This is a genomic window from Arthrobacter sp. B6 (genome assembly GCF_001663775.1).
Taxonomy (GTDB): Bacteria; Actinomycetota; Actinomycetes; order Actinomycetales; family Micrococcaceae; genus Arthrobacter.
Genome location: NZ_KV467168.1, coordinates 2,824,549 through 2,838,521, shown reverse-complemented (window position 1 = coordinate 2,838,521; position 13,973 = coordinate 2,824,549). Strand labels below are relative to the sequence as shown.

Annotated in this window: 12 protein-coding genes; 6 read left to right on the top strand and 6 right to left on the bottom strand. The window is 66.3% G+C overall.

Annotation, left to right across the window (positions count from 1 at the left end; genetic code table 11):
- Window positions 1–26: 26 nt before the first annotated feature.
- Window positions 27–569: a COG4315 family predicted lipoprotein gene (locus tag AU175_RS12555; protein ID WP_066289304.1), complete on the top strand. Its 543-nt coding sequence runs from the start codon at window positions 27–29 to the stop codon at window positions 567–569.
- A gap of 50 nt (window positions 570–619) precedes the next feature.
- Here AU175_RS12555 and AU175_RS12550 read toward each other — a convergent pair whose 3' ends face one another.
- From AU175_RS12550 to AU175_RS12540, 3 genes are all read right to left on the bottom strand, one after another.
- The gene (locus AU175_RS12550) at window positions 620–1,336 is read right to left on the bottom strand and encodes a hypothetical protein (RefSeq protein ID WP_066289302.1); all 717 of its coding nucleotides are present in this window, start codon (window positions 1,334–1,336) and stop codon (window positions 620–622) included.
- Window positions 1,329–1,895 carry an RNA polymerase sigma factor gene (locus AU175_RS12545; RefSeq protein ID WP_442855299.1) on the bottom strand — a complete coding sequence of 189 codons (567 nt, stop codon included), beginning with the start codon at window positions 1,893–1,895 and terminating at the stop codon, window positions 1,329–1,331. The genes AU175_RS12550 and AU175_RS12545 overlap by 8 nt, the downstream gene beginning before the upstream one ends.
- Window positions 1,896–2,081: 186 nt before the next feature.
- Window positions 2,082–2,744, bottom strand: coding sequence for a protein tyrosine phosphatase (locus AU175_RS12540; protein WP_066289298.1), 663 nt, complete (start codon window positions 2,742–2,744; stop codon window positions 2,082–2,084).
- 146 nt (window positions 2,745–2,890) lie between these two features.
- On the opposite strand from AU175_RS12540, the gene AU175_RS12535 reads away from it, so the two are divergent.
- The gene (locus AU175_RS12535) at window positions 2,891–3,514 is read left to right on the top strand and encodes a DUF5655 domain-containing protein (protein ID WP_156642294.1); all 624 of its coding nucleotides are present in this window, start codon (window positions 2,891–2,893) and stop codon (window positions 3,512–3,514) included.
- A gap of 194 nt (window positions 3,515–3,708) precedes the next feature.
- Here the strand turns inward: AU175_RS12535 and AU175_RS12530 are convergent, their stop codons facing one another.
- The gene (locus tag AU175_RS12530) at window positions 3,709–4,560 is read right to left on the bottom strand and encodes a DMP19 family protein (protein ID WP_066289286.1); all 852 of its coding nucleotides are present in this window, start codon (window positions 4,558–4,560) and stop codon (window positions 3,709–3,711) included.
- A gap of 192 nt (window positions 4,561–4,752) precedes the next feature.
- On the opposite strand from AU175_RS12530, the gene AU175_RS12525 reads away from it, so the two are divergent.
- Window positions 4,753–8,295 carry a DEAD/DEAH box helicase gene (locus AU175_RS12525; protein ID WP_066289284.1) on the top strand — a complete coding sequence of 1,181 codons (3,543 nt, stop codon included), beginning with the start codon at window positions 4,753–4,755 and terminating at the stop codon, window positions 8,293–8,295.
- Between the two features lie 221 nt (window positions 8,296–8,516).
- Window positions 8,517–9,497 (top strand): glycoside hydrolase, encoded by a 981-nt coding sequence (locus AU175_RS12520; RefSeq protein ID WP_066291052.1) that lies wholly within the window; start codon window positions 8,517–8,519, stop codon window positions 9,495–9,497.
- A gap of 39 nt (window positions 9,498–9,536) precedes the next feature.
- On the opposite strand, the gene AU175_RS12515 is transcribed toward AU175_RS12520, so the two are convergent.
- Window positions 9,537–10,826: an ammonium transporter gene (locus tag AU175_RS12515; RefSeq protein WP_066289281.1), complete on the bottom strand. Its 1,290-nt coding sequence runs from the start codon at window positions 10,824–10,826 to the stop codon at window positions 9,537–9,539.
- 281 nt (window positions 10,827–11,107) lie between these two features.
- Here AU175_RS12515 and AU175_RS12510 point away from each other — a divergent pair, with 281 nt between their 5' ends.
- Window positions 11,108–11,671, top strand: a complete 564-nt coding sequence (locus AU175_RS12510; protein ID WP_066289278.1) for a dihydrofolate reductase family protein — start codon at window positions 11,108–11,110, stop codon at window positions 11,669–11,671.
- Window positions 11,672–11,706: 35 nt separating this feature from the next.
- Here the strand turns inward: AU175_RS12510 and gdhA are convergent, their stop codons facing one another.
- Window positions 11,707–13,044, bottom strand: a complete 1,338-nt coding sequence (gene gdhA / locus AU175_RS12505) for an NADP-specific glutamate dehydrogenase (RefSeq protein WP_066289275.1) — start codon at window positions 13,042–13,044, stop codon at window positions 11,707–11,709.
- A 202-nt stretch (window positions 13,045–13,246) separates the two neighbouring features.
- Here gdhA and AU175_RS12500 point away from each other — a divergent pair, with 202 nt between their 5' ends.
- A complete protein-coding gene (locus AU175_RS12500) occupies window positions 13,247–13,957 on the top strand; it encodes an AmiS/UreI family transporter (RefSeq protein WP_066291049.1) in 711 nt (236 codons plus the stop codon).
- The last annotated feature ends 16 nt before the right edge of the window (window positions 13,958–13,973 follow it).

Sequence of the window (13,973 nt, the reverse complement as noted above, 5' to 3'; positions counted from 1 at the left end):
CCGGGCCCCAGCCGAGGAGCATTCCCATGAAACAGCATCTGGGTACCGGTCTTGCCGCATTGGCCCTTATGGCCGCCCTGGCAGGGTGCGGGGGCAGCCCGGGAACCACCGGCACCAGTGCCGCAGTCACCAGCCCGGCAGCCACCAGTCCGGCAGCCACAACCGCAGCGCCGACCGGCGGCTCACCAACCGCGGCAGCCGCCGTCGACCTCAAGACCGCATCCTCCAGCGCCGGCAACATCGTGGTGGACGCCAACGGCATGAGCGTCTATTTCTTTACCAATGACGTCAAGGATTCCGGCACCAGCGCCTGCACGGGCGCGTGCCTGGGGATGTGGCCGCCGGTCCTCACCACAGCCGCAGCGCCGTCCGCAGAGGGAGTCAGCGGAACCCTGGGCACCATCACGACGCCGGACGGTGCGAAGCAGGTGACCCTGAACGGACTGCCGCTGTACTACTACGTGCAGGACAAAAACCCGGGCGACATCCTGGGGCAGGGTGTGAACGACGTCTGGTACCTGGCGAACCCCGCCGGCGAAATGATCAGGACGGCATCAACCGGCTACTGACGGTTCGGGCTTTTACGGGTGGTGGAACGCCTGAACGAGGCTTCCGCCTGCTAGGGGTGAACGCCGGGCACCGGGACCGGAGGTGTGGCGGGCAGAGGCAGTGTTGGGGGCTGTCCCTCGCCGTTCAGCGGTCCGCCTGGAGTACCCGGCGTGACATCGTCGGGCACGGGGAGATCCGGCAGGGGAACGGCAGCGGGATTCGTGGGAGCGGGCGTGTGCTGCGGAGCGTGGCTGGGCCCGGATTCTGGAGCGGCCGTGGCTGGCGTCGTGCCGGCGGGCGCTGGCGGCACAGATGCTGGAGAGTCCGGTTGCGCCGGGGCAGGAGCGGGGGCCTGAACCGGCATGGGGGCAGGACCTGCACCCGCTGTGGCCACGAACGACGACACGGCGTGGTGCAGCTGGCCGATGGAATCGCGGATGCCCTGGTCTGAGGCAACGGCAACTGCTCCGCCTGCTGCCAGGGACGCAGCCAGGGACAACGTGGTGAAAGTGATCCTGCGCTTGGCACGGCGCCGGGCTGCCAGCTCGTCGGTTACGGGCTGAGCGGCTGCGGGTGACACGGCTGCCTGTGACGCGGCTGCCGGCTGGGTCGCCGTTGCCGGGGGCGCCATCAGCGCTGCCACGGCGGCAGAAGCCTGTGGGTGCCCGGCGTCGAGGCTGCGGAGTTCCAAGAGAGCGGACCGGAGCGCAACGTCGTCGTCAAAACCTGCTTCGTGGAGCAGCCTGTCGACCGTACCCTCGTTGCGGGCGCCTGCGGTGTCACTCATGATCTGCCTGGTTTCTTCTAAGAGTCTGGTCCTTGAGGTTTTGCAGTGCCCTGCGTTGCAGCTGCTTGATGGCACCTTGGGACTTGCCCATGATGCCGGCCACCTGTTCGATGGAAAGATCGGCCACAACGCGCAGTGCCAGGACTTCGCGGTGGTCCTCGGACAGGCCTTCCAGCAAATCGGCTGCACCGCCGGCGGCGTGGCCCAGGGCGTGGTCTTCCGCCGAAGCGGTGCTCCGCCCGTCCTGCAGGGGGTCGTACGGCGTGAAGTCGGGCCTGCGCGCCACCCGCCGGTAGTAATCCACCATCCGGGCGTGGGCGATGGAAAAGACCAGTGACTTGGCGCCCTGCAGCCCGCCGGTCAATTCGCCGATCTTCGGGTAGAACGCCAGGAACACGTCCTGGGTGACAGCTTCGGGATCGTCCACGCCGCGGGCTTTGAGGTAGCCCAGCACAGCGCCGGAAAAGGTGCGGTAGACAGCGCCGAACAGCACGGCCGGATCAGCGCCGGCTGTGTCTGCGAATATCTGGATATTTTCTTCGGCCAAAGTGTCTAGCACCAGTGGCTCCTCCATCCCGGGCGGTGGACCACTGCATCCCGGTTTCCGGAGCGGACGGTTCCGCTGCCTGTGTGGACTGCCCTGCGGGCTTGCCCTATGTGGACTGCCTCTCGAACGGCGTCCCGGACTGCGGGAAATCCGGCCCGAAGGGGCCGTTTCCCGCAGTCCAGACTATCCGACCGGGTCCTAGCGGGCCGAAACGGCGGCGGCGTCCACGACGTCCCCGGCCTCGGCGGGCACGGCCGGAACAGCCGGAACGGCGGGAACTGCAGGCTCGCCGTCGACACCCGGAACGGCGGGAACTGCGGGCACTGCGGGCACTGCGGGGACAGCGGGAAGTTCGGGGCGCTCGGCCTTGACGGCGGCGGAGCCCTCTGCGGTGGCGGCGGCGTCAGCGGAAGCGGCACCCTGCGCGATGACGTCCGCGCAGAAGGCGTCAACGTTGGTTTCGCCTTCAGCGGCGATGACCAGCGAGGCGAAGCCTTCCGAGCCTGCGTTGAGTCCGCCGTTAGTGAAGGCGGTGCAAAGGCCGAATGCTGCGGCACCGGCGGCATCCACTGCGGTTTCGGCTGCTGCGGACGCGTTCGCTTCTGCAGCAACTTCGTCGCCGGACACGGCTGCTTCGCCGGTCACTGCTGGACTGCCGGAAGCGTTGGCTTCTGCCGACTCGTTGGCGTCTGCTGCCAGCTGTGGTGCCGGGGCGCCGAGCAGCTCGTGGGCTGTCTGCTGTGCTTCCGCCGGGAGGGCACCGGTTGCGGCGGCAACGCCCGTTCCGCCGACGGCCAGGGTGCCTGCTGCCAGTACTCCGGCTGCGACTTTGCTGGTGGCGAGAACAGTGAACAACGACATAGAGACACTCCAAAACTTAGGGAACAATTCAGATCCGGTTCCGTGGGGAACCCATCACCACCTACATCGCCGGCCGGAACGGAAAAGTTACGGGTGCGCCAAAAATTCCTTCAACAAGGTCCGGGACCCGGCATTACGATCGGACCATGCCCAATACGCAGGAGCCCCGGAAGACCGCCAGGACCTGGCAGGCAATGGTGGAGAGCAACCAGGCGCTGCTGCTGCGGAAGACCGGCCAGGACGTTGCTTTCTGGGCCGCACAAGCACGCGCCGCCGGGATGCAGAACGACGCCCAGCTCCGCGCCTGGATGCGTGATGAGCACGGCGTCACGGGCTACGCGCAGTACGCCGTATCCTGGGAGTTGTTCGGCTACCCGGAATTTATGCTCCGGGACGCCGACGAGCTGATCGACGGCCAGTACGCCAACCACCCGCAGCTGCGGCCCATCGCGGACGCCATCCTCGCCTGGGCTTCCGCCACCGACGGCGTGGAGATCCAGATGCGCAAGGGCTACGTCTCGCTGCACAGCACGAGGCGCAAGTTCGCGCAGGTCACCCGGGCCACGAATAGCGCTGTGGATGTGGCACTGCGGCTGGACGCCCGGCGCCGGGACGCGTTGGGCCTGGACGCCACTGCTGTGGGCCGCCTGGAAGCAGTGAAAGTCCGCGCCGGCGACGCCTTTGACCGCCGCGTCCGCCTCACCTCCGCGGACCAGGTGGACGAGGAACTGTTGGAAATCCTGGCTGCGGCACTGGAGCAGAACCGCTAACTCAAGCACGACGGCGGGGTCCCGGCTCGATCCTGCGGCGACCCCCGCCGTCGAAATGCCGGAAGCGTGCCGGATCGCGGGAAATTTCCCGCGCCCCGGCACGCTTCCGGCGAGCCCGGCGAACCCGCACCCACCGGAGCAGGCTCCTGCGGACCCAGCCGGGCCGACCCGGCCCGCGACCGCAGCGAGGGTCCCTACGCGTCGACCATCTCGCCGTCGGCCTCTGCAAACTCGACGGCGGCGACGATTTCCTGGGTCCCGGGGTCGATCATGAAGGCTTCGTCGTCGTCTTCGACCATGATGAAGTCGCCGTGATCGGTGCTGAAGTGCCAGGCCAGCGTCTTCCCGCCGTTGTGCAGGTAGTTGGGGTCGCCCATGGTGATCTTCTGCAGGGCGTAGCCGGCGATGTTGCACAGCTCGCGGATGATGATTTCGAAGTCCGGCGCATCCTCCAGCGCGTCGGCGTCGGCCTTGGCCCGGCGCTCGGCAATGTCGGGGATGAGGGCCACGAGACGCCCGATGTGCGCCGTGAGTTGCTCGTCGTCCAGCGCCAGCAGCCCATCCTGTCCGCGGAGCCACGCCGCGTTCAGGGCGGTGATGTTCTCGGTTTCGAGGAGCTCCTCGAACTCGCCGTCGAGCTCTTCCATGGCGCGCACGCCTTCGGTGGGTTCCTCGTCGTCGTCCAGGGCGCCGTCGAGGTAGCGCTCGACGTCCTCCTCGGACAGGTCATCGAACGCCTCAACGGTCCGGTTGAACAGGTCCAGGTGGGCGGTGGCACCCATGCCGGCCATGCCCTCGCGGACCAGGGTGTCCGTTTCGTCCCGGTCAAGGGAGGTGAAGACGTACTGCGCGAAGCCGCCCTCCAGGGACTGGGTGAGGTAGAAGTCCACGTAGTAGCTGCGGATTGCCACCGGGGACATTTCGTCAGTCTGGAGCAGTTCCCGGTGCATGGCATCAACCACCAGGACGTTCGCGTCCACGACCTCCTCATCGGTTGCTTCGATGCTGCCGGTGGTCAGAACGACGGGCTGCTGGCTCGCGGTCATTAGTAATCCTTACGGCTGAAAGCGGGTGGTGCTCGGAACACTTTTCACGCTACGTGGACGGGGTGCGCGCCCGGTCGAGGCTCAGGTGAACGTCAGGCGAAGTTTGGGCGCCCGTTCCGGCGAACTAAGATGGATCAGATAACCATTGATCGGACACGGGCCCACCGTGCCCAGCTGAAAGTAGCGCGCACCATGCCATCCCAACCGGACGAGAGTGCGGCACTGGCAATACAGACACCCGCTATCAACGACCGCTCCCTCGCGGCCGGGCTGGCGTATGCCATGGGCAGCCGGGTTTCCGGGATCTCCTTCGACGCCGCCACCGGGCTGATGCTCGGCAAAGTCCGGGGAGGCGCCGACGTTCCCTACTCCACCACCGCGAAGCTGGTCCGGAAAACGGGCGGCTGGAGCTGCACCGTTGGCGTCTGCAGCTGCCCTGTCCGCAAGGACTGCAAGCACGTGGCCGCGCTGCTCTTCGCCGCCGAGGACAGCCCCGCCATCCGCGTCCAGCTCCTGGCCCCGGCCGAGGTTTCCCGGCTCTCCCGCCAGCCCTCCAGCCTGGACCTGGCCGACTGGGAGCAGGCCCTGAGCCCGCTTATTTCCCAGCCCGGCATCACGCAGTCCAGCAACGGCATCCCGCTGGCCCTCCAGTTCGAGGTCGAGGAACCCGCACCGCACTTCTCCTACACAGGCCGCCGCGACCCCCTGCGCAGTGTGCGCCAGCTGAAGGCCCGGCCGGTGATCATGGGGACCAAGGGGAAGTGGATCCGCGGCGACGTCTCCTGGAACACCCTCAGCTACCTGAACTTCCGCCGCGAATGCAACGAGGCGCACATCGAGTGGATGCAGACGTTCCTGGCCGCGCACACTGCCGCTGCCAACCGGCTGCACAACTCCTCCGCACTGTGGCTGGGCCTGAACACGTTCGCCGGGAAAAACATGTGGGGCCTGCTCGCCGACGCCAAGAAGATCGGCCTTGCCCTGGTCCACAGCCGCGGCACTGAGCCGGTGCGGCTCGCGGAGTCCCCCGCCGCCGTCGGGCTTAATCTGAGCCGCTATGGCTCTCCCGTGAGTGGCGACGCCCCGGGTTCTGCTGCGGTAACAACGGACGACGACGGCGGGCTGGAGCTCGCGCCCACCATCACCGTGGAGGGGGAAGAGGTTGATCCGGCGTCGGTGGGGACCATCGGCCGGCCGGCGCACGGCATCTTCCTGACCAGCGGCCTGGCCACGGGCGGCGAAACGCTGCCCGGAGTGCCCGCGGACAGCGTGATCACGCTGGCTCCGCTGGAAAGCGGGCTGAGCGAGGAACTGCTGACATTCGTCACCGCCGGCAGCACCCTCCACATCCCGGCGAGGGACGAGACCCGATTCCTCACCGGTTTCTACCCGAAACTCAAGCAGGCCGCCCGCGTGACGGCGAAAGACGAATCGGTGGAGCTGCCTGCCCTGGCCGTCCCTACCCTGTCGCTGCTGGCCAATTACGGCGCCGACCACCGGGTCCGGCTGCACTGGGAGTGGCATTACAAGACCGGAAACCTGGTCACGGCCCAGCCGCTGTGGCGGCACCCCGGCGACCACGGCTACCGCGACGACACCGCCGAGGCCCGCATCCTGGAGGGCATCGGCCAGCCGTGGAACGTTGTTCCTGCCCTGGGCGAGTCGGCCACCGCCGGCTGGGGCACTCCCCGGCTGGCCGCGTCCGTGGAGCTCAGCGGCCTGGACACACTGGCGTTCACCGAGGACGTCCTGCCCGTGCTGCGCCAGGCCCCTGACGTGGCTGTGGACACCGCCGGTGACATCGCCGACTACCGCGAGGCCGAGGAAGCGCCGGTGGTTTCCATCTCCACCAAGGCCACCGAGCAGCGCGACTGGTTCGACCTTGGCATCCAGATCTCGCTCGAGGGGCAGCCGGTCTCCTTCGCCGCCGTGTTCTCTGCGCTGGCGGCCGGCCAGACCAAGATGCTCCTGCCCAGCGGCGCCTACTTCTCGCTGGACCTGCCGGAACTGCACCAACTGCGGGCCCTGATCGAGGAGGCCCGCTCGCTGCAGGACAACAAGGACGCCCCGCTGCAGATCAGCCGCTTCCAGGCCGGGCTCTGGGACGAGCTCGCGCACCTGGGCATCGTGGACCAGCAGGCCGCGGCCTGGCGCTCCGCGGTTGGCGGCTTGCTCGAAGGCGGGATCGACGGGCTGCCGTTGCCTTCCTCGCTCAACGCCGAACTGCGGCCCTATCAGCTTGAGGGTTTCAACTGGCTGAGTTTCCTGTACAAACACAGCCTGGGCGGGGTCCTCGCCGATGACATGGGCCTGGGCAAAACCGTGCAGGCCCTGGCACTGATGTGCGCGGCGAAGGAGCATGGGCCTGTCTTTTTTGACGGGGCCGTCCCTGGGGCCGGCTCCGCGTCTGGAAGCGGGGCGCCTGACAGTGCGCCCGCTGACGGCGCTTCGGCGGGCACCTCAGTGGGCTCCGGAACCCCCGCGCCCGACGGCGGCACTCCCTTTTTGGTGGTTGCCCCCACCAGCGTCGTGGGCAACTGGGCCGCGGAGGCCGCACGCTTTGCGCCCGGCCTGACGGTTCGAACGGTCAGTGAGACCTTTGCCAAGAATGGCCAGGACGCGGACCTTGAACTGGGCGGCGCAGACATCGTGATCACCTCCTACGCCCTCTTCAGGATCGACTACGATTCCTACGCCTCCAAGACCTGGGCGGGCCTGGTGCTCGACGAAGCCCAGTTCGTGAAGAACCACCAGTCCAAGGCTTACCAGTGCGCCCGGAAACTCCCCGCAGTGTTCAAGCTGGCCATCACCGGCACCCCGCTGGAGAACAACCTCATGGAGTTCTGGGCCCTGACGTCCATCGTGGCGCCGGGCCTGTTCTCGAGCCCCAAGCGCTTCGCCGAGTACTACCAGAAGCCGGTGGAAAAGAACGGCGATAAGGCGCAGCTGGAGAAGCTCCGCCGTCGGGTCCGTCCGCTGATGATGCGGCGCACCAAGGACCAGGTCATCCAGGACCTGCCGCCCAAGCAGGAGCAGATCCTGGAGGTTGTGCTGAACCCGCGGCACCAGAAGGTGTACCAGACGCACCTGCAGCGTGAGCGGCAAAAGATCCTCGGCCTGATCGAGGACGTGAACAAGAACCGCTTCACCATTTTCCAGTCCCTGACCCTGCTGAGGCAGCTCAGCCTGGACGCGTCCTTGGTGGATCCATCGCTTTCGGGGGTCCGGTCCAGCAAGTTGGATGTCCTCTTTGAGCAGCTCGAGGATCTGGTGGCGGAGGGCCACCGGGCACTGATTTTCAGCCAGTTCACCGGCTTCCTGGGCAAGGTCCGGGAACGGCTGGTGGAGGAGAAGATCGAGTTCTGCTATCTCGACGGCGGCACCCGGAACCGTACCGACGTCGTCAATGAATTCAAGAACGGCAGTGCGCCGGTGTTCCTGATTTCGCTGAAGGCCGGCGGCTTTGGCCTGAACCTGACCGAGGCAGACTATGTGTTCCTGCTGGACCCGTGGTGGAACCCTGCGTCCGAGGCGCAGGCAGTGGACCGCACGCACAGGATCGGCCAGGCGCGGAATGTGATGGTGTACCGGCTGGTGGCCAAGGACACGATCGAGGAAAAGGTCATGGCTTTGAAGGCACGGAAGTCGCAGCTGTTCGCGGACGTGATGGAAGGCGACGCACTCTCCGGCGGCTCGATCACTGCTGAGGACCTGGCGGGCCTGTTCAAGGACTGAGCCTGCTCACCGACTGAGCGCGAACGTACACTTGAGGCCCTTGCCGACGCCTCTCCGCAATTGCACGCGAACGTACACTTGAGGCCCCACCCACTGAACTGGCATACGAGTACGCTGCGGGAAAGCACTTTCCTGCATATGCTGGACGGAAATCTGACCGCCCGTCCACATGGAGATTCCCCATGCACACCGAAGCTACCGCCTTAGAATCAACCCGTGACATGACAGCGCACGCAGTGACGCCGCTCAGCCCGGACGCCTTCAAGACCCCCTACCGTGATCCCGCCTGGGACGGCCCCACGGACCCCATCCTGGTGCCGGACCACCTGACCGGCGGCTGGGTACTCTTCTACACCCAGCGCCGGGCAGCAGAACCCGGCCTGACCGGCGTCGAGTGGGTACACGGCACCGCAATCGGGGTGGCCCGCTCTTCCGACGGTGGCCTGACATGGGCATACCAGGGGACAGTGGCCGGGCTCGTCCCACCGGGGACTGAGCTGCCCGCAACACTGTGGGCGCCCGACGTCGTCCGAATCGGCGACCAATGGATCATGTACCTGACGGTCCTTGGCGGGGTGCGGACCGACTGGACCGGCAATGCATCCATCGTCCAGCTCGCCAGCCAGGACCTGGTCAGCTGGAAGTACCTCGGGGCTGTTGACCTCGACTCCCCGCGCGCCATCGACGCAGCAGTGGCCCGGTGCGGCGATGGCCAGTATCGGCTTTGGTACAAGGACGAGGCCCGCGGATCCAATACCTACAGCGCGGTGAGCAGCACACCTGCCGATCCGTCGTCGTGGGTTCTTGAAGGACTGACCATTCCCGGGCGCCCGCACGAAGGACCAAAGGTGTTCGAACTGGAGGGCCGGTTCTGGATGATCGTGGACGAGTGGCGGGGGCAGGCCATCTACCGGTCGGAGGACGCCTCAGGAGGCTGGACCCGGCAGGAATACCTGGACGGCCTCATCCTGACTGCTCCCGAAACGGCCGACGGCGGTCCAGTAGTGGGCCGGCACGCAGACGTTGTGCCACTGGACGCGGTCGATGGCAAGGAGCGCGCGCTGATTGTGTACTTCACGCACCCCTACTGGAACGGCGAGGACATCGACGGCATGACCGCGGACCCCCAGACCCACCTCAGCCATATCCGGGCAGCAGTTCTGGAGGTCCACGACGGCAACCTCGTCTGTACCAACGTCTGACACCCCGACTGTTTCAGGGGATAAAGGACGCTCCGGAGATCAGGGGCGCTGGGGCGAACCCAGCTCCACGGGATCTTCATCGGTGAGGTAGGCGAACTCCGCGTGCGCTGCGAGGTCGATCCCGCGCATTTCGTCTTCGGGCTTGATCCGCAGGCCAATGATCCGATCCAGGATTTTGGCCAGTATCCACGTGATGCCGAACGAGTAGGCCAGGACTGTGACCGTGGCCAGCGCCTGGACGCCCAGCAGTTCAACGCCGCCGCCGTAGAACAGGCCGCTCACCCCGTTGGGTGCGGCGTCCGTGGCGAAGAGGCCAATCAGCAGGGTGCCGAGGATGCCGCCCACCAGGTGGACACCCACGACGTCGAGTGAATCGTCATAGCCGAGGCGGAACTTCAGTTCAATGGCCAGGGAACAGACGGCACCGGCGATGGCACCAACCGCAAGTGCGCCAAGGGGGGCCACAGCGCCACATGCCGGCGTAATGGCCACCAGGGCCGAGATCAGGCCGGACGCCGCGCCCATGCTGGTGGCAGCACCGTTGCGGAGCCGCTCAACCAGCGCCCACGCGAGGAGCCCGGCAGCCGCCGCCACTGCAGTGTTGAGAAGGACAACGGAGGCAGACTGGCCGGCGGCGAGCGCGGAGCCGGCGTTGAAGCCGAACCAGCCGACCCAGAGCAGTCCGGCACCAACGAGCACCAGCGGCCTGCTGTGCGGCTTGGTGTGCTCCATCTTGGGCCAGCCGGAGCTCTTACCCAGGACGAGCGCCAACGCCAGGGCCGCTGCACCGGCGTTCATGTGCACGGCCGTGCCGCCGGCGAAGTCGATCGCCTCGATGCCGCTCGCGATCCAGCCCCCGGCAACGCTGCCGTCTTCAGAGGAAAAGGCGAACACCCAGTGTGCAATGGGGAAGTAGACGATGGTTGCCCAGATTCCGGCAAACAGCATCCAGGCACCGAACTTCATGCGTCCGGCTGCCGCTCCGGCCACCAGGGCCGTGGTGACACAGGCGAAGAACAGCTGGAATGCCGCGAAGAGAACCACAGGAATGGATGCTGCCTCATCCTCGGCCAGGAGCTGCCCCATCCCGGGAAATTCCGTAATGTCCCCGATGAGCCCCAGGCCGCCTACCGAATTTCCGAAGGCCATCGAGTAACCGAACAGCGCCCAGAGCACTGCCACCAGGCTGGCACCGCCAAAGCACATCATCATCATGTTGAGAATGCGACGAGACCCCACCATGCCCCCGTAAAACAGCGCCAGGGCGGGGATCATCAGACAAACCAGCGCAGAGCTGGCCAGAATCCAAGCGACATTTCCCGAATCCATGGGAAACCCCTTTCGTGATGCGAAGAGAGAACGGAAATTGCCCGTCAGAGCCGCTCCGACGGGAGGGAAGCGGAACCACGACCACGTCCATCGCAGGCCACTTGTTGCCGTGTGGTCCCACTGTATGGCGGCAGTTTCGCGGTGGGTTTCCGCCCGGTTAAATCAACGTTTCAGTCCCGGGGCGCCCTGCCCATCCCATTGCCGGACAAGCCTTGGTCATAGCCAACCCGGTGCCGTGTGCCTAAGGTTTTTTACGGGGCCTGGGAGCGAAAGGAAGAAGAATGCGGACCGTGACCTATGGCGCAGCCTGCAGCCTTGACGGTTTCATCGCAGGCAAGGACGGTGCCATCGACTGGCTCCACTTCAGCACCGACGTGGAAGAGGTCACGGGCCAGTACTGGTCCACCGTGGATGCTGTCCTGATGGGCCGGAAAACCTGGGAGTTCGCGGCAGCCCAAGGGATGGGCGGTGCGTCTGGCGCGGAGCCCTCTACCGGATCCGGCCACGACGGCGGCGGAATTCCGTCAGTTGCCACCTACCTCTTCTCGCGGACCCTGACCGAGGCGCCGCCTGGAGTTGAGCTCGTCTCCACCGATGCGGGCGGATTCGTGAAAGCGCTCAAACGGCAGCCAGGCAAGGGCATCTGCCTGATGGGCGGGGGTCAGCTCGCAGGCTCGCTCTTCGAGGCCGGCGCAATCGATGAAGTCAGCCTGAACGTGCATCCTGTGTTGCTCGGCTCGGGTGTCCCTTTCTTCCGCCAGAGGCACCGCCTGGCCCTCGAACTGATGGAGTCCCGGACCATCGACGGCGGCTGCGTCCTGATGACGTACCGCGTCAGGAATTGAGCCCCGAGCGCCACAACGGACGACTGGCGTAGACCCTAGATCAGCCCCTGCGCGAGCATGGCGTCAGCCACCTTGACGAAGCCGCCGATGTTGGCGCCCAGCACGTAGTTGCCGGGCTCGCCGTATTCGTCAGCGGTTGAGGCGCAGCGGTGGTGGATCCCCACCATGATGTCCGTGAGCCGCTGTTCCGTGTGCTCGAAGGACCAGGAGTCCCGGCTGGCGTTCTGCTGCATCTCAAGCGCCGACGTCGCCACGCCGCCAGCGTTGGCGGCCTTGCCCGGGCCGAACAGCACCCCGGCTTCCTGGAAGACGGCCACGGCTTCTCGTGTGGAGGGCATGTTGGCGCCTTCGCCAACGGCCAGCAGGCCGTTGCGGACCAGCCTCGCGGCGGCATCGCCGTCGAGCTCGTTCTGCGTGGCGCACGGCAGCGCCACGGTCGCGTCGACATCCCATACCGAGCCGGCCTCCACATAGGAAACGCCGGAACGGCGCAGCGCGTAGTCCTTGAGGCGTCCGCGTTCCACTTCCTTGATTTGGCGGAGAAGCCCGACGTCGATTCCTGCCTCATCCACGATGTAGCCGGAGGAGTCCGAGCAGGCCACGACGGCGGCTCCCAGGGTCTGGGCCTTGGCGATGGCATTGATGGCCACGTTGCCGGAACCCGAAACCACCACCCGCTGCCCGTCGAAGGACGCCCCCCTGGTTTTCAGCATCTCCTCCGTGAAGATCACTGTGCCGAAGCCGGTGGCTTCGGGCCGGACCAGCGAACCGCCCCAGGACATGCCTTTGCCGGTGAGGACTCCGGATTCGTAACGGTTGGTGATGCGCTTGTACTGGCCGAAGAGGTAACCGATTTCGCGCCCGCCGACGCCGATGTCGCCGGCCGGCACATCCGTATACTCGCCGATGTGGCGGTATAGCTCGGTCATGAGCGACTGGCAGAAACGCATGACCTCGGCGTCGCTGCGGCCACGGGGGTCAAAATCCGAACCGCCCTTGCCGCCGCCGATGGGCATGCCGGTGAGGGCGTTCTTGAAGATCTGCTCGAATCCCAGGAACTTCACAATGCCCAGGTTCACGGAGGGGTGGAAACGCAGGCCGCCCTTGTAGGGGCCGAGTGCCGAGTTGAATTCCACCCGGAATCCTCGGTTGATCTGCACCCGTCCGGTATCGTCGGTCCACGGGACCCGGAAGATGATCTGCCGTTCGGGTTCGCAGAGCCGCTCCAGGATCGCGGCTTCAAGGAATTCAGGGTGCCGGTCGTGGACGGGGCCAAGGCTTTCGAACACCTCAACCACTGCCTGGTGGAACTCCGCTTCGCCCGGATTCCTCGCCAGTACGGTGTCCCTGATTGCTTCCAGCCGTGCATCCATGAATCTCTCCTTGCCTCGCAGCCCAACGTGGACGGCCGCCTGGGAACTCTGGCAGTCCGGCGTGGTTCGTTCCAACCTAACCGATTGCGACTGACGCCCGGTACGCGGTACGGAGGACGTCCGCTAATCTCCGTAATGTGACATCAAAACTCCACAACCCGAGAAAACTGTGCTTGGGATCTGGCCACGGGAAGGCTTCCTGATGGCGTACATCTGCCTGCTTCTCTCCGGAGCCGCGCTCCTGCTCAACGGCCTCGCGGCGCTGGACCTGCTGCCGCGGCGGGACACGGCCGTGTTCAGCCTGGTTGTCGGGGGCATCCAGCTGATACTCGGCGTTGCCTATCTGGCCGTCTCCCTTCCAACCACCGCTTCTGGCGTCATTCCGCCAGGAGTTGTGGACGAGGGCGAACTGGACGTGCTGCTGGGGGCCTGCGGCATGTTCCTGTTCGGGCTGACCTACGTCTATGTTGGCCTGGATTTCCTGCTGGGACTCGGCTCCCGGGGCCTTGGCTGGTTCTGCGGAATGGTGGGCGGGTGCGGCCTCCTGCTCGCCGTGGCCTGGTCCGGGGAGGATCCGCTCCTGGCGGTTCTCTGGCTCTGCTGGGCCTACCTGTGGCTTTTGTTCTTCCTCCAGCTGGCACTGGGCTTCGCGCGCCTCAGGCGTCTCACCGGCTGGTCCCTTGTCCTTACGAGCCAGGCATCGGCCACGGTCCCGGCGTTCATGGGCATCACCGGACAATGGCCCGGGGGTTGGACTGCCACGGCGGCCGCCGCGGCAGTCCTTGCCCTGCTGCTGCTGCTGGCCGGAAGCCTCGCTTGGCGCGGGCAGCGGACCGCCGCCCGCGTCGCCGTAGATCGGCGAGGCGAACTTGCCGGCCTCCGCGTACGGGACCCGGGCCGGGTCAACGGCTGACCCGCCAAACAGATCC